Source organism: Nostoc sp. NMS4 (assembly GCF_017115095.1).
Taxonomy (GTDB): Bacteria; Cyanobacteriota; Cyanobacteriia; order Cyanobacteriales; family Nostocaceae; genus Nostoc.
In genome coordinates this window covers 1-15830 of sequence record NZ_JABXKI010000373.1, presented here as the reverse complement: position 1 = coordinate 15830, position 15830 = coordinate 1, and the positions used below count along the sequence as shown (strand labels likewise).

At 43.9% G+C, this 15830-nt stretch carries 16 protein-coding genes and 1 pseudogene; 8 read left to right on the top strand and 9 right to left on the bottom strand.

The window, feature by feature from the left end; translation table 11 throughout:
- The 5 genes from HWQ37_RS31505 to HWQ37_RS31485 form a co-directional block, all read left to right on the top strand.
- The coding region (locus HWQ37_RS31505; protein ID WP_292754740.1) for a hypothetical protein at positions 1-195 on the top strand (195 nt) is incomplete at its 5' end.
- Positions 196-595: 400 nt separating this feature from the next.
- Positions 596-1945: a PAS domain-containing sensor histidine kinase gene (locus HWQ37_RS31500; RefSeq protein ID WP_292754737.1), complete on the top strand. Its 1350-nt coding sequence runs from the start codon at positions 596-598 to the stop codon at positions 1943-1945.
- Between the two features lie 240 nt (positions 1946-2185).
- Positions 2186-2623 carry an RrF2 family transcriptional regulator gene (locus HWQ37_RS31495; RefSeq protein ID WP_292754734.1) on the top strand — a complete coding sequence of 146 codons (438 nt, stop codon included), beginning with the start codon at positions 2186-2188 and terminating at the stop codon, positions 2621-2623.
- A 392-nt stretch (positions 2624-3015) separates the two neighbouring features.
- Positions 3016-3504, top strand: a complete 489-nt coding sequence (locus HWQ37_RS31490; RefSeq protein WP_292754731.1) for a DUF2243 domain-containing protein — start codon at positions 3016-3018, stop codon at positions 3502-3504.
- 172 nt (positions 3505-3676) lie between these two features.
- Complete coding sequence (locus HWQ37_RS31485) at positions 3677-4282, top strand: DUF4129 domain-containing protein (RefSeq protein ID WP_292754729.1); 606 nt, start codon at positions 3677-3679, stop codon at positions 4280-4282.
- Between the two features lie 74 nt (positions 4283-4356).
- On the opposite strand, the gene HWQ37_RS31480 is transcribed toward HWQ37_RS31485, so the two are convergent.
- The 4 genes and pseudogenes from HWQ37_RS31480 to HWQ37_RS31465 form a co-directional block, all read right to left on the bottom strand.
- Positions 4357-5640: an aspartate aminotransferase family protein gene (locus HWQ37_RS31480; protein WP_292754727.1), complete on the bottom strand. Its 1284-nt coding sequence runs from the start codon at positions 5638-5640 to the stop codon at positions 4357-4359.
- A 121-nt stretch (positions 5641-5761) separates the two neighbouring features.
- The gene (locus tag HWQ37_RS31475; protein WP_292754724.1) at positions 5762-6025 is read right to left on the bottom strand and encodes a type II toxin-antitoxin system RelE family toxin; all 264 of its coding nucleotides are present in this window, start codon (positions 6023-6025) and stop codon (positions 5762-5764) included.
- Entirely contained in the window at positions 6018-6296 is a 279-nt protein-coding gene (locus tag HWQ37_RS31470) for a hypothetical protein (RefSeq protein ID WP_292754722.1), read from the bottom strand. The genes HWQ37_RS31475 and HWQ37_RS31470 overlap by 8 nt, the downstream gene beginning before the upstream one ends.
- A 167-nt stretch (positions 6297-6463) precedes the next feature.
- A pseudogene (locus HWQ37_RS31465) lies at positions 6464-6781 on the bottom strand (Uma2 family endonuclease); the annotation flags it as partial.
- 320 nt (positions 6782-7101) lie between these two features.
- Here HWQ37_RS31465 and HWQ37_RS31460 point away from each other — a divergent pair.
- Positions 7102-8118: a potassium channel family protein gene (locus HWQ37_RS31460; protein ID WP_292754720.1), complete on the top strand. Its 1017-nt coding sequence runs from the start codon at positions 7102-7104 to the stop codon at positions 8116-8118.
- A gap of 151 nt (positions 8119-8269) precedes the next feature.
- On the opposite strand, the gene HWQ37_RS31455 is transcribed toward HWQ37_RS31460, so the two are convergent.
- The 5 genes from HWQ37_RS31455 to lysA all read right to left on the bottom strand — a co-directional run bounded on the left by HWQ37_RS31455 (position 8270) and on the right by lysA (position 12090).
- A complete protein-coding gene (locus HWQ37_RS31455) occupies positions 8270-8539 on the bottom strand; it encodes a DUF2442 domain-containing protein (protein WP_292754717.1) in 270 nt (89 codons plus the stop codon).
- 19 nt (positions 8540-8558) lie between these two features.
- On the bottom strand, positions 8559-8822 hold the full coding sequence (locus HWQ37_RS31450) for a DUF4160 domain-containing protein (protein ID WP_292754714.1): 264 nt from the start codon (positions 8820-8822) through the stop codon (positions 8559-8561).
- Positions 8823-8920: 98 nt separating this feature from the next.
- Positions 8921-9670 carry an isoprenyl transferase gene (locus HWQ37_RS31445; protein ID WP_292754712.1) on the bottom strand — a complete coding sequence of 250 codons (750 nt, stop codon included), beginning with the start codon at positions 9668-9670 and terminating at the stop codon, positions 8921-8923.
- On the bottom strand, positions 9667-10590 hold the full coding sequence (gene cdaA, locus HWQ37_RS31440; RefSeq protein WP_292754709.1) for a diadenylate cyclase CdaA: 924 nt from the start codon (positions 10588-10590) through the stop codon (positions 9667-9669). The genes HWQ37_RS31445 and cdaA overlap by 4 nt, the downstream gene beginning before the upstream one ends.
- 102 nt (positions 10591-10692) lie before the next feature.
- A complete protein-coding gene (gene lysA, locus HWQ37_RS31435; protein ID WP_292754706.1) occupies positions 10693-12090 on the bottom strand; it encodes a diaminopimelate decarboxylase in 1398 nt (465 codons plus the stop codon).
- A gap of 92 nt (positions 12091-12182) precedes the next feature.
- Here lysA and rimI point away from each other — a divergent pair, with 92 nt between their 5' ends.
- Positions 12183-12734, top strand: coding sequence for a ribosomal protein S18-alanine N-acetyltransferase (gene rimI, locus HWQ37_RS31430; RefSeq protein ID WP_292754704.1), 552 nt, complete (start codon positions 12183-12185; stop codon positions 12732-12734).
- A gap of 681 nt (positions 12735-13415) precedes the next feature.
- On the top strand, positions 13416-15830 hold a 2415-nt coding region (locus HWQ37_RS31425; protein WP_292754702.1), incomplete at its 3' end, for an ATP-dependent Clp protease ATP-binding subunit.

Here is a 15830-nt window from a genome sequence, read left to right as displayed (position 1 = left end):
ATGGAGCGCCTAACTCATGACTGGAAGTCACGAGTGTGCGGCTTGCAGAAATCAAACAGAATTCAGGAGTCAGGAGTCAGAATTCAGTTGGGTATTCTGTATGACACTTCGACAGGCTCAGTGGACATCTTAAAAAAGTCTACACATCATACTTGTACATTAGTAGTCTGTCTCATTAAATATGACGGGTTATAAAAGTTTGTAGTAAGCACTTCAGTGCTTAAAATTGAGCGATAAATCGCTCACTACAAACCTTACAAAACTAATGACACAGACTACTAGTACAGGTCGGCGGAAATAAGCCACCCATTTGAAATGTCTAAAACCCTTACGTAATGCTAATTACGAATTACGTTAGCGTAGTGGTAGCGAGTCCGCGTACTCTGTAAGAGTTGCAAGCTACGCTTTTAGCGTCTGTCTTCGACACGCTGCGCGAACGTAGAGAGCGTCATTACAAATTCCGCCTTGCGGTACTAGTCAACCCAAAGAACTAAAACTACCTGAAATTGCTGATAACTGCTAAACTCCAAAAGCTAAGATCGTCCAAGTAGGGAATCTAAAACAAAACCCAACTTTAGAAATTAGGAGCAAAAGCGTGAATTTGGACGATTTAGCTTTGCAAATAGAGAATATGCGTAAGCGCGTCGCCCTTTTGCAACGTCAGAGCGAACAACAAAAAGCACAAGCAGATATTGAACTTGTTACCGCAGTATTGCAAGAAGTTAACCTAGCTTTGGAAGAATTGCAACTAGTCAATGAAGATTTAAAGCAGCAGAATGAAGAATTATCCAAGACTCAACAGGCCTTGGTAGCACAAGGTCAACGTTACCAAGAATTATTTGAAGAAGTACCAGACGCTTATTTTGTAACTGATACAAAAGGGATAATTCAAGAAGCTAACTCAGCCGCCACTACTCTGCTCAACATTTCTAAAAGTTTGTTGTTGGGCAAATCCATAGGGATTTTTGTGCTTGAGAAAGAAATAATTGCTTTTCATTTAAAACTAACTTATCTACGCGATCGCGCCAAATTCCCAGACTGGAAAATGCAAGAGTGGGAAGCAAACTTGCGACCGCTTGACAAAACACCTATTATTGCTGCGGTTAAGGTAGTTGCTATTCGTAATCAACAAGGTGAGTTAGTTAGTTTGCGCTGGCTATTACGGGATATTAGCGAAAGCAAGCGAACCCAAGCCAAGCTGAAATGGGCAGAAGAGGCGATGCGACAAGCGCTTGCCAAAGAAAGGGAGTTTAGTGAACTTAAATCTCGCTTACTCACCATCACCTCCCATGAGTTTCGCACCCCTTTAGCTACCATCCACTCTTCGGCGGAATTACTAGAATATTATCGCCACCTCTGGAGCGAAGAACGACAACAGATCCACCTACGTCGCATTCAAACATCAGTGATGCATATAACCCAGTTGTTAAATGATGTGTTGTTGGTGAGTCAGGATGAAACAGGCAAGTTAGAGTTTAATCCAACACCCATAGATTTGGTGGAATTTTGCCGCGATCTTTTAGAAGAATTACAACAGAGCGATCGCTCACAACATCCCATCGCTTTTAGCAGTGATTGCCAATGCACAAAAGCTAACTTAGACGCGAAACTACTGCGGCAAATCTTGAGTAATTTATTCTCAAATTGTCTAAAATACTCTCCCATTGGTAGTACAATTAGGTTCTCTGTAACTACTGTCAACGAGCAAGCTATATTCCAGACTCAAGACTCTGGTATAGGTATTCCCGCTTCTGACATTGAACACATCTTTGAACCCTTCCATCGCGCCAGCAATACAGCCAATATCCCAGGAATGGGATTGGGGATGTCCATCGTCAAGCAAGCTGTAGATTTACATGGTGGCGAGATTACAGTCGAAAGTGCGATCGGCGTGGGAACTACCTTTACAGTCATTCTGCCATTTTCGATAAATTTGCATATATAGCGTTAAAGCCTGTTTTACTACTTTTTAAGGTAATTTTTTCTTAGAAAGACTGTACAGTAATCAATCACTTTTATTTATTGAATTTAAAAAAAAAAGTAATTGCTTCTATGCTAGAAGGTCTTTAAAGTAGAGTTAGCCGGTCAACAATAAGTTGATTGTAAAGTTTTTCTTCGCAGTAGCTTAGGGAAACGAACTCAAAGACTTTGTATCTTTAAAATATGAGCTTAAAATATTACGCCTGTGGTAATCTCTAACAAATCAGAATACGCACTTCTAGCCCTGTTAGAGTTGGCAACCTGCTACCCTAACGGTGATGCCCTACAAATTAGAGAGATAGCGGCATTGCAAGATATTCCGAACCGCTATTTAGAACAACTTCTGGCAACATTAAGACGTGGAGGTTTAATTAAGAGTATACGCGGAGCCAAAGGTGGCTATGTTCTGGCACGAGATCCCGGAAAGATTACAGTTTTGGATGCTTTTAGCTGCATGGAAGGGTCAGATATTGTTGTCTCTCCTGGTGAACCGACTCCCAACACGGTAGAAGGTGAGCTAATTCAGGAAGTCTGGCAGGAAGCACGTCAGGCTGCTAATTCCATTTTGGAAAAATATACACTCCAAGACCTTTGTGAACGAAGATCGATCCGAGAACAGAAGGAACTAATGTATTACATTTAGGAAGAATGAGCAATATAATTCGTAATTCGTAATTCGTAATTCGTAGTACTCGCCAAAAGCGAGAAGCAAGCTACGTAATTCGTAATTAAAAATAACGATCAAACCTCTGACGCTGTTATATACCTGATACCATTTCTTTGTGAATCTGCGCCAAATCTCTTAATTTCTTCTTTCTTGGCGTACTTGGCGTACTTGGCGGTTCGTTCTTCATTCTTTATTTCTTGTACTATGGGCGCATCTTCATACAGAATTGGTATGAGTGAAAGTGGGTATGCAGATTAAATTTGAAGATTGATTAATTTAAGTTAAGCGATCGCACTTGCCTCAAGATAGAAGATATTTCTCTCAAAAGAGTTGTATTTTGGTAAAAAAGCCTATCTATGAGGTTGACAATGGAGGCGAAAAGTGAAATCATCAACCGACGCGCACCACTAATTACTGCTGGAATTTTTCTTGGTGTGGGTCTTGGCGGGTTTATTGATGGAATTTTGCTGCATCAAATCCTCCAGTGGCATCACATGCTGAGTAACATTAGACCTCTGACAAACAGGGCGAATATAGATTTGAACATGGTGTGGGATGGCTTCTTTCACACCTTGGATTGGGTATTCACCGCAACTGGACTTGTGTTACTATGGCGTGCTGGAAGACGTGATGATGTTCCTTGGTCATCACAGACCTTTATTGGATCGATATTGATTGGCGGTGGATTGTTCGACTTGGTTGAAGGTTTAATTGACCACCAAATTCTCGGTGTCCATCATGTGAAACCAGGCCCAAATGAGTTAGCTTGGGATCTAGGATTTCTTGCATTTGGTGCGCTACTTGTCATCATCGGCTGGCTAATGATCAAAAAAGAGTCAAGAGTCATTAGTCATTAGTCATTAGTCAATAGTTATTGGGCATTGGGCATTGGGAAGAGGACAAGGAGACAAGGGGGACAAGGTAGCAATCTTTCTCCCTTGTCTTCCCCCTCTCCCTTGTCTCCCTCATCTCCCTGCCCCTGCCCCCTGCCCCTGCCCCCTGCCCCCTGCCCCCTGCCTCCTGCCCCCTATGACAGATACTTTTGAAAAAACTAGCTGGAGTTGGCATTTGTCTCAATTCCAACAACAAGCGGGAGAATGGTGGGAATACCAGTTTTACCGCTTTGAACATGCTTTACCTGAATTGCCTACTGGATGGTCAATTAGCCCTTGGGTAGTTCAGCTGCTAAAATTCGTGTTTTGGCTGCTACTGGGATTATTTATCGCGTGGGTGGGTTGGCGATTATGGCGAGAATTCAGCCCCTATATATATTCTTGGCTAAATAGAAGTGGCAATCTCACTGATTTTCGTGTCAAAAATCGCTCCAATGACTCATCCATAGCCCTTTTGTTGGAGCGATCGCAACAATTTTATCGTCAAGGTAACTATCGTGAGGCTTGTCGTTGTATTTATTTAGCAATGTTACAGCAGTTAGATAAAAATGCGATCGCACCTCACAGACTCAGCCGTACTGATGGAGAATATCTGCAATTGCTGCGATCGTCTGTAACTCCCATACAGCCTTATGAAACTTTAATTACTACTCACGAGCAATTATGTTTTGGTAATACTGAGATTTTGCCAGACAATTATGAGCAGTGTCGGCAAGCTTATCGAGAAATTTCCCCGGAATGAAAAAGAGACGTTGCATTGCAACGCCTCTATACAAAACAAACAATATTCTATTTGGTGAGAATAGCGTAGACGTTCTACGGCTTGTCGTTAGACATCGCCTTTTCCACAGCTTGCAAGGCAGTATTGACTTCCGCCTCTGTAACAATTAACGGTGGCACAAACCGGATTACTTTTGGCCCGGCTGGTACTAGCAATACACCCTCTTTGATGGCAGCATTGACGACATCGGCTGCGGTTATTCCAATGTCGGCTCGCAACTCCAAACCGTTGATTAAACCCCAACCCCGAACTTCACTAATTTGCTGAGGATATTTTGCAGCGATCGCTCTCAATCCAGATCGCAACTGTTCGCCTCTGTCTTGCACATTCTGCAAAATATTTTCCCGTTCCAATGTCTGGCATACGCTGAGGGCTACACCACACACAAAAGGATTACCGCCAAAGGTGCTGGCGTGTTCCCCTGGTTGAAAAATGTCGCAGAATTTCTTGCTCATCATTGCACCGATGGGGATACCACCACCTAAGCCTTTGGCACTAGTGAAAATATCCGGTTCAACGCCAAGATGTTCGTAAGCCCATAATTTGCCACTGCGTCCCATACCAACTTGCACTTCATCAAAAATCAACAAAACGCCAGTTTCATCGCAAATCTGCCGGAGTTTTTTGAAATAGGCAACATCTCCTGGACGTACACCGCCTTCTCCCTGCAATGGCTCAATCAGAATCGCCGCTACCCGATAATCACCTTCATCCAACTCGCTAATTGCCACTTCCACAGCGTTAATATCGTTGTAATTAACGTAGTGGAACCCAGGAACCAAAGGATCGAAATACTTTTGATACTTCGGTTGTCCCGTAGCTGTAATTGTCGCCAAAGTCCGCCCGTGGAAACTGGCATTGGCCGTTAAAATAATCGGGTGTTCAATGTCTAATACTGTGTGGGCGTATTTCCGCGCCAATTTAATTGCAGCTTCGTTAGCTTCAGCTCCAGAGTTGCAGAAAAATACGCGATCGGCACAGGAATGATCGACAAGCCATTTTGCCAATTCACCTTGCTCAGGAATGTAATACAAATTAGAGACATGGTGCAGCTTTTGGATTTGGCGTGTTACCGCTTCTACCATCGCTGGGTGGGCGTGTCCCAAAGTACAAGTAGCAATTCCCGCTACAAAGTCCAGATATTCCCGTCCCTGCGTATCCCAAACCCGGCATCCAGCACCCCGTTCTAGGGCTAAGGGAAACCGGGCGTAGGTAGACATGACAGCTTCATTAAAGCTATCTGTATCAAAGGGACTAGATGCTACTGACTCTGAATCTGGGGGGATGGTGGCTTGGTCAACGAGAGTTTGTAGGCTCACTACCGCTCCTCCTGAAAGTTTTTCATCATATAGTTATTTACTAGTTTCCTAGAAATCCCTAAAAAATACTTTTTATTTAGCACAGATCGTACTTCTTCTTAAACTAACGCTTATCGAACATTCATGGTTCATACGCCTCACTACGATGGGCGATCGCTATAACAAATACCTGCACTAGGTCATCGTCTAGGGAATAAATAACCCTGTAGTCCCCGATTCGGTAGCGATAGTACCCTGTATAATCTCCCTTAAGAGCTTTGATGTTAGGATGCGACTGCGGAGTTTGCTCTAGCTGCTGCAAACATCGGGAAATTTTCTTCGCTAGAGCTTTGTCAGCATTAACATAAACCTTTTGAGCATCGGGATGGAGAACAACTTCATACATCAGAGCGAAGAGTTCTCCAGGGTGTATAAAGGGTTTTAGGGGTTGCTGATGAGCGCTTAATTTGCTCTAGCAATCCAGGAATTGCCAAAAGTTCTTGGGTTGCAGCTTCGCTTTCAGCATTTGCTAAATAAGCCGCAAAATCAGCAAGCACCTGTAATCGCTCTGGCGATAGTTGCTTGAGTAATTCATTCAGATGGCGCTGTAACTCTGTCACAGTTCCCAAATCTACTGATGACTTATCCTCCATTGGGGAATTATCCGTAGTATTCATCGCTTGCTTTGAAATTTTAAGGTTTAGTGTCTATTGTAAGACAACCAATCGTAGGAGAATATTATTTGCTTGCCCTATTTCCTCTGGCGATCGCAAGCATAAGTCTATGTAACATACCCAAGCCAGAATCAGGATTTCAGGGATTTTGAGCTTTTCAAAAATGCCGTTTAAATATTACCAGCATTAAAAATCTGCTCTGCGGTTAAATTCAATTCTGGGAAAGTGGGTGAGATAATGCGTAGTTTACCGCCGTAGGCATCGCTTCCACGAAACAGATAGAGTTGGTATTCGCCCTCAACTAGTGAATAAATCGATATTGTCGGTTGTTTAGGGTTGCCAATAAATCGCTTGCCTCCCAGTGCTGCGTAGTCTACAATCCAATATTCCGGGATGCCGATTTCTTCTCTGCAAGACGCTACGCGAACATAACAACCCAATTTCGTGAAATAATCATCTCTCCAGTTTGTACTTGAGTCATCGATTAATCCTCAATGCGAAACTTATAAACTGAAAATAATCAAAAAGCTAAGTAGTTATGAGTTGTTTAGATAACTTGTAAGTAAGTGGGGATGAATAATTAAAGGTTTGTAGTAAGCGGCTTCAGCCCTTGCTAAGAGACAATTTAATTAATTTTACATGGCGTAACTTAGTTTGATTTATTCTTGCCCATTTACTTAGATTAAATATACTAAAAAGGACGAATATTAAAAAGTTACTAGAAAACTAGAAAAATTAGGTTAAAAGTACTATTTTTACCTCATTCTCAACACTTGAGCAAAAATATCAACGTATCCAAAAGGAGTTAATGGCTGGGGCGATCGCTCTTGGCGGTGTTTTCGTTATTGGCACTTTATGGTACTCATTAGTGGAGGGTTGGTCATGGGAAGATGCGGCTTACATGACAGTCATCACTTTAGCGACTGTGGGATATGGAGAGACGCACCCACTAGGTAGCCGAGGACGATTATTTACAATTGGCCTGATTTTGTTGGGTGTAGTCAATATCGGTTACATTGTCAACAGATTTACAGAAGCGATCATTCAAGGCTACTTTCAACAAGGAATTCGACTACAGCAACAGAGGCGGTTAATGGAATCCCTATTAGAACATTACATCATCTGTGGATTTAGTCGGACTGGTCGCCAAATTGCCAAGGAATTTCAGGCAGAAGGTGTACCTTTTGTAGTGATTGATTCGGAGATGGAATCAGTACAAAGGGCGCAGACTGAAGGTTACACAGCATACCAAGGTGACGCTACCTTAGATGACACACTGTTGAAAGTTGGTATAGAACGGGCGATATGTATCGTTGCAGCCCTTCCTTCCGATGCCGAAAATTTATACATTGTATTATCAGCCAAAACACTAAATTCAGGAATTCGGGTAATTGCACGAGCAAGTACAGAAGAAGCTTTACAGAAGTTACGACGCGGTGGGGCGGATGAAGTCATATCCCCCTATATTACTGGTGGTAAGCGCATGGCTGCTGCGGCACTCAGACCGCAGGTGTTGGATTTTGTAGACGGGATTTTGACAGGTGCAGACCGCCAGTTGTATATGGAAGAATTTTTACTCGACCCGGCTTTTTGTCCTTTTGTGGGTCAAAGTTTGCAAAAGGCGAGATTACGATCGCAATCTGGGGCATTAGTTCTGGCAATTCGCCGTGTTGATGGAACTTTAATCGGTGGCCCCACTGGCGATACAATTTTAATGCCGGGAGATCGGCTAATTGGTATGGGTACAGAAGAACAACTGCGTAGCCTGAATCAAATTCTTGGCCCAATTGGTTCCAAGCAACTGCGGCGACCGAAAAACAACTGATTTTATTTTTCTGTTACTTTTTATTCAGCAAGCCCTATGTAGCCAGACTTTGACATCGGTTTGCCTGGTTTGAGGAAAGAGGCGATCGCGGGTGTTGCTGGAAGAGCGATGCCTGCGGCTGTAAACTACGGGCTATGGCGGCTGTTTGCGATCAGCAAGCCTTGTCTTCACTCTCTATCAAGGACACACCATTCTTCCAAAGCTCATACTCGCTAAGATCAATCTCCTCATTCCACACAATCCCATAACCCCCTGGCTCAACCTTAAAGTTCTTAAAAAAAGCAGGTTGTCGAAGTGGAGAAAACATTGGAGTATCTAAGAGATGACGAACATCGTATTTTTTCACCTCTTGATTGGTAAATTCAACGACTAAAGTAGTATCATCGATTGCTTTGGCTTGATGAATTCGCGGATACAACATAGCTGCTTTTAACCTAAATTTACTTCAAAGGAGGTAGCTTACGAAACTCCTGGGTATTCCACATTTGTAACAGTTCTTGCTGGTATAAAGTTGCCCACTCTACGACTAGCTTTTGTGCGCGATTTGGCAAATCTCCTTCAATGGTTTCAAGTGATTCAATGCTGACTAACGCATTGTACTCGCCATAGATTGCATGAAAATGAGGTGGAGGGTGATCGCCAAAGAACACTTTAATCACAATTCCATAGAACCGTGCAACCTCTGGCATAACGACATCTAACAAATACTGAATCCCTTTATTTTACCAAAATGCGTAGTTTACCGCCGTAGGCATCGCCGTTGAAAAGGGAGCAGGGCGATCGCTTGCAGTATAGTATTTTTTTAAACTTTCCCAAATCGCCGTTCCCGTTGCTGGTAGGCACACAAGGCGCGGTGAAACTCGGCTCGGTTAAAATCAGGCCAAAGAGCATCGGTAATATAAATTTCTCCATAAGCCATTTGCCAGAGAAGGAAATTTGAGAGGCGCATTTCTCCACTGGTGCGGATTAACAAATCTGGGTCAGTAATTCCGGCTGTGTACAAGTGGCTCTCAAAGACCTGTTCATTAATTTCATTGGGTTGTAGCAAACCTTGCTGGACTTGTTTTGCGATCGCCTGACAAGCTTGTAAAATTTCCTGCCGTCCGCCATAATTAGTTGCGACCGAAAACCGGATACCACGATTATTCTTAGTTTCTTCCATTGAACGGGAAATTTCTTGTTGGAGCGATCGCGGCAGTTCTTGCAAATTCCCGACAAACTTAATTTGCACATTCTCCTCGACCATTTCCCGCAATTCTTGGCGCAAAACTCTTTGGAATAGAGTCATCAAAAAATCTACTTCTTCCTGCGGTCTTTTCCAGTTCTCCGTTGAAAAAGCATAAGCTGTCAACGCCTGAATTCCCCAATCCTGACAACAGCGAAGTAAATCCTTAAGAGCGTCTACTCCTCGTTTATGACCCATAATTCGGGGTAGACCCTGACGTTTAGCCCATCGACCATTACCATCCATAATCACCGCAACGTGTTGCGGCAATAGTTCTCGTTTTAAATCAGTAGGTAAATCTTGCAGTTTAGTTTGTTGTGCTGTCATTTTTTATCTCGAGAAGCGGTCGATGGTAATCTGAGTAAACGTGAAACCAGTGCTAGTGTCTTCCCACCTATCCGACGAACAAAACTCAGCAGACTGGGAGCAACTGCTTCCCTATCCACGTTTGGGGACAAAACAGCCTCTAATGACTCTTTCAGCTTCCTAATCGTCAGGGGTCTATTTAGGGTTCCCCGTTCCGCTAAGGAAATAGAACCCGTTTCTTCAGAGACAACCACACAAATACAATTTTCGACCCGCTCAGTAATTCCCATTGCTGCCCGATGGCGTGTTCCCAACTGGCGCGAGGCTGTGCGTCCCGAAAGTGGTAAAATTATACCGGATGATACGATCCGTGAGCCACGAATCAGTGTGGCTCCATCGTGTAATAAAGTTTTCGGCTGAAAAATTGTTTGAATTAGTTCCTTAGAAACTTCCGCATTTAGCTTTACTCCTGGCACAGAAAAATCTCGCTCATCAATTGGCCCTGTGGTTTCCAAAATTAGTAAAGCTCCAATGCGGTTTTTTGACAATTCTTTAACAGCCTCAACAATTTCATCAATTACACTATCAGATTTGGGGATTGCCAGACGGTCGGGTTGAAACATCTGGCGGAATTCGCCACGCCCCAATTGTTCCAAAAATCGCCGAAACTCTGACTGTAGAGCAACTGCCATCGCCACAGCACAACCAATTACCAACTTTTCTAGCACAAAACTGAGCAGAGGTAGTCCGAATCTGCCACTTAGTGCTGAGGCTAGCATTAAGATAATGAATCCCCGCACCATCCATAGTGTCCGACGCTCACTAATAATAACTAGTATCATGTACGTCAGCGCCAGCACTAACACAATATCCAGAGTCCCAAGTAGCAAGGACTGTGACCACCCCAGGTTTGTCAGCCATTGCTTCCACCAATCTCTCATGACATCTGGATTAAACTTTTGCCTCTAATTTACGGTTGGTCATTGGTCATTTGTCCTTTGTCATTTGCAAATGACTAATGACTAATGACCAAGGACAAATGACTATTTTTTCAGTCTTTCTGGTAGGCGATCTTGTCGAATTAAATCTTCATAAGTTTCACGTTGCAAAATTAAATTTGCTTCGCCATTCGCCACTACGACTGCTGCCGGTCGGGGCAAGCGGTTGTAGTTAGATGCCATACTGTAATTGTACGCACCAGTTCCCATAACTACGAGAATATCCCCTGGTTCAGTCTTTGGGAGTAGAGCATTTTTAATCAGAATATCTCCTGATTCACAATGTTTACCAGCAATTGTGACTGTTTGGGTTAGGGGAGAAGACATTTTATTGGCAATGACTGCCCGATAAACTGATTGATAAGTAATCGGGCGGGGATTGTCAGACATTCCGCCATCAATTGCTACGTAGGTACGAATTTCTGGGATGACTTTGGATGAACCAATAGTATAGGCAGTAACGCAAGCTGTAGCAATTAGCGATCGCCCTGGTTCACTCAGTAATTTCGGCAAAGGCAGATTTTCGGCTGCACAAGCTTCTTGAATTACTTCACAAATCGCCTTCACCCATTCTTCAATACTAGGGGGATCGTCTGATTCTGTGTATTTAATCCCTAAGCCGCCACCAACATTTAACTCTGTAATATTTAAACCATACTTCCCGGCATCCCGGAGCCACTGCACCATCACAGCCGCCAAATCTTGATGCGGTTGGCGCTCAAAAATTTGGGAACCAATGTGAGCGTGTACTCCTACGCAATTCAAGGTCGGTTGTTGACTGACAAAGGTAAAAACTTCATCTAAATCGTTGGGATCAAAGCCGAATTTGCTATCTAAGTGTCCCGTGCGAATATATTCGTGGGTGTGGCACTCAATACCGGGAGTTAACCGTAGCATGATGCGGATTGATTGATCAGGTTGGGCAATTTCCACCAGGGTACGCAGCTCATACCAGTTATCCGCCACAACGGTAACACCAGACGCGATCGCTAAAATTAATTCTTCACGAGATTTATTATTTCCGTGAAGGTAAATTTTATCGGGACTAACACCCGCTTCTAAGGCGGTGTAAAGTTCGCCCCCAGAAACTACATCGATTCCCAGTCCTTCAGATGCTGCGATCGCACAAACTGCTAAACAATTCCAAGCTTTTGAGGCGTACAATACTTGAGATTCACCCTTGTAGTATTGCTTGAAAGCATCTCGGTATTGCTGACAAGCCGAACGTAGGGTTTCTTCATCTAAAATATATAAAGGTGAACCAAACTGCTCAACTAGGGTTGTGACATCACACCCACCAATTTCCAGGAGGTCATGATTATGAACTCTGGCAGTCAAGGGTAAAAGTTCTTGATTAGGCGATGTATTTGCCTTGGTGTCGTGCCTTTGAGGTAAATATTGACTTCCAGAATGTTGAACCCCAGTGGGGTGAGTCGATACCATAACTATAAAAATTTTCCTTGTTCAAATTACGGGCTTTGAGTTCGTCTCCCGCTTCCCAGTGTACAAAGGCTTTGTAACGTTATTCAATAAATGTGATCTCATTAGACCTAGAAATTAAATTACTGACATTAGAAAATCTCAGTGCTATTCTGGAACTCGATCAAGCTTGTTTTGGTGGGCTTTGGACTCTCGATGGCTACAAACGAGAATTAGATAGTCCCAACAGCGATTTACTCGGCTTGTTTTCCCCCTCCTCCAGCACAAGTTTGCTAGGAATGGGTTGCTTTTGGTCAATTTTAGACGAAGCCCACATTACAATTTTGGCGGTTCATCCTCAATATCACCGTCAAGGAATGGGTGCGGCTTTACTATATTCACTCATTAAGACAGCTTGCGATCGCAAAATGGAGCGAGCGACCCTCGAAGTGCGAGCTTCCAACTTGGCGGCTATATCTTTATATCAAAAATTTGGCTTTCAAACAGCTGGGCGGCGGCGGCGTTACTACCAAGATAACGATGAGGATGCACTAATTCTCTGGCTCCCAGATTTACAACACCGCAAATTTCAAACAACTTTAGACCAGTGGTATTCTACAATTTGCGATCGCCTGGACAAATCCTCGTGGCATTTGCTTTTTAACTAATTCGTAATTAATTACGAATTACAGCTTTTCCTAATCATACAAGGTAGATCGTAGCCCCCTCCTCGCTAGCCTACGGTGTGAATTACCCCCCTTATAAAGGGGGGAAACCGGAAATCTAGTTCCCTCCCCTTTATAAGGGGAGGGTTAGGGTGGGGTAAAACTTTGGTTAATCAGCTATTTCAGACTTCTGTGTACACCTAAGCCTCGCTAGCGGGGGAGGGGTTCTTGTAGCTCACTCAACTGAGAACCGCTATATTTAAACGTTGGGCATTATTAATTTTGAATTATTAGGGCTTGCGATCGGCTTCAGCAAAAAAATGCAACTTTGTGGCACTTAATTTTATTTAAATATTTTATCTAAAACTAAAATAATATAAGCAAAATGTATGTAAAATATTTTTGCTTGCTCTTAAAAAAAATATATGTTAAATATAAATGTTTTGGATTGAGTCAAAAAAATCTTAATTTAAGCACTCAACTATTTATAAAAAATCCCAAAAAGGCTGGTGAACTAAAGCTCCTCAGTACACTAGCCAGATAAAAGTAGTCAATAGTTAACAATTAGCCCATCAACCCAAGTCATAGCTTCAGGATGTCTATAATCTGTTATACAGGCATCCAAAAGCTTTGCCTGTGCTAAAATCAGCATACCGGCACGACCGCAGATGATGGGATAAAGCCATGTTTGAGCGCTTCACTGAAAAAGCCATTAAGGTAATCATGCTGGCCCAAGAAGAGGCCCGCCGTTTAGGTCACAACTTTGTTGGAACCGAGCAGATCCTCCTGGGTCTGATTGGCGAAGGCACTGGGGTGGCTGCAAAGGTGCTGAAATCAATGGGCGTCAATCTCAAAGATGCCCGAATTGAAGTTGAAAAAATTATAGGACGGGGATCGGGCTTTGTGGCCGTGGAAATTCCGTTTACGCCACGGGCAAAGCGAGTTTTAGAACTCTCCTTGGAAGAAGCACGCCAACTGGGGCATAACTACATTGGCACCGAGCATCTGCTGTTGGGCCTAATCCGCGAAGGGGAAGGCGTCGCAGCCAGGGTGCTAGAAAACCTCGGTGTGGATCTATCTAAGGTAAGAACCCAAGTCATCCGTATGTTGGGAGAAACTGCCGAAGTTTCACCAGGCGGTTCATCCGGGCGCACAAAAACCCCGACTCTGGATGAATTTGGCTCAAACCTGACTCAGATGGCAATAGATAATAAGCTCGATCCAGTGGTGGGACGGGCTAAGGAAATTGAGCGGGTGATTCAGATATTGGGTCGCCGAACTAAAAATAACCCAGTGCTGATTGGGGAACCAGGGGTTGGTAAGACAGCGATCGCTGAAGGTTTAGCTTCACGCATTGCCACCAAAGATGTCCCTGACATCCTCGAAGATAAACGCGTCGTCACGCTCGATATTGGTTTGCTCGTAGCAGGAACCAAATACCGGGGTGAATTTGAAGAACGCTTGAAAAAAATCATGGATGAAATCCGCTCTGCGGGTAATGTCATTCTCGTGATTGATGAGGTACATACCTTAATTGGTGCGGGTGCAGCAGAAGGTGCCATTGATGCAGCCAATATCCTCAAGCCAGCTTTGGCTAGAGGTGAGTTGCAGTGCATCGGTGCTACAACCCTAGATGAATACCGGAAGCACATCGAGCGAGATGCAGCCCTAGAACGGCGTTTCCAGCCAGTAATGGTTGGTGAACCGACAGTTGATGAAACAATTGAAATTTTATATGGTCTGCGCGAACGCTACGAGCAACACCACAAACTGAAAATCTCCGACGAAGCATTAGTAGCGGCGGCGAAATTGTCAGATCGTTACATTAGCGATCGCTTCCTCCCAGATAAAGCCATCGACTTAGTTGATGAAGCTGGTTCTAGGGTGCGTTTGATTAACTCCCAATTGCCACCCGCAGCCAAAGAGTTAGACAAAGAGCTGCGTCAGATATTAAAAGAAAAAGATGACGCGGTGCGCTCTCAAGACTTTGACAAAGCTGGAGAACTGCGCGATCGCGAAATGGAAATCAAAGCCGAAATCCGCGCGATCGCTCAAAGCAAGACCAATGCAACTGGCACAGAAGGTGAAGAACCTGTAGTTACAGAAGAAGACATTGCCCATATTGTCGCTTCTTGGACTGGAGTACCGGTGAACAAACTCACCGAATCTGAATCTGAAAAGCTGCTGCACATGGAAGACACCTTGCATCAGCGTTTAATCGGTCAAGATGAAGCTGTGAAGGCAGTTTCACGGGCAATTCGTCGCGCTCGTGTTGGTTTGAAAAATCCCAACCGACCCATAGCTAGCTTTGTCTTCTCTGGGCCGACTGGTGTAGGTAAAACCGAGTTAGCGAAATCCTTAGCTGCTTACTTCTTCGGTTCCGAAGAAGCAATGATCCGCTTAGATATGTCCGAATACATGGAGCGTCACACCGTCAGCAAGCTGATTGGTTCCCCTCCAGGTTATGTTGGCTATAACGAAGGTGGTCAGTTGACCGAAGCCGTGCGGCGGCGACCTTACACCGTGGTGTTGTTCGACGAAATCGAAAAAGCCCACCCCGATGTTTTCAATATGTTGCTGCAAATTTTGGAAGACGGTCGGTTAACCGATGCCAAAGGTCGCACGGTAGACTTCAAAAACACCTTGCTGATTTTAACTTCCAATATTGGTTCTAAGGTAATTGAAAAAGGCGGTAGCGGTATCGGCTTTGAATTCTCTGGAGAAGATGCCAGCGAGTCAACTTACAACCGGATTCGCTCTTTGGTGAACGAGGAATTGAAGCAATACTTCCGTCCAGAGTTCCTCAACCGACTCGATGAAATTATCGTCTTCCGTCAGTTGAACAAGCCGGAAGTGACCCAAATCGCCGAAATTATGCTCAAGGAAGTATTTGGTCGTCTGACGGAAAAGGGTATCACCTTAGAAGTCACCGATCGCTTCAAGGATCGCTTGATCACTGAAGGTTACAGTCCCAGCTACGGCGCAAGGCCGTTACGCCGAGCGATTATGCGCCTGTTAGAAGATAGTTTAGCAGAAGAGATTCTGTCTGGTCGCATTAAAGATGGCGATACTGCGATCGTTGATGTCGATGAAAATGGC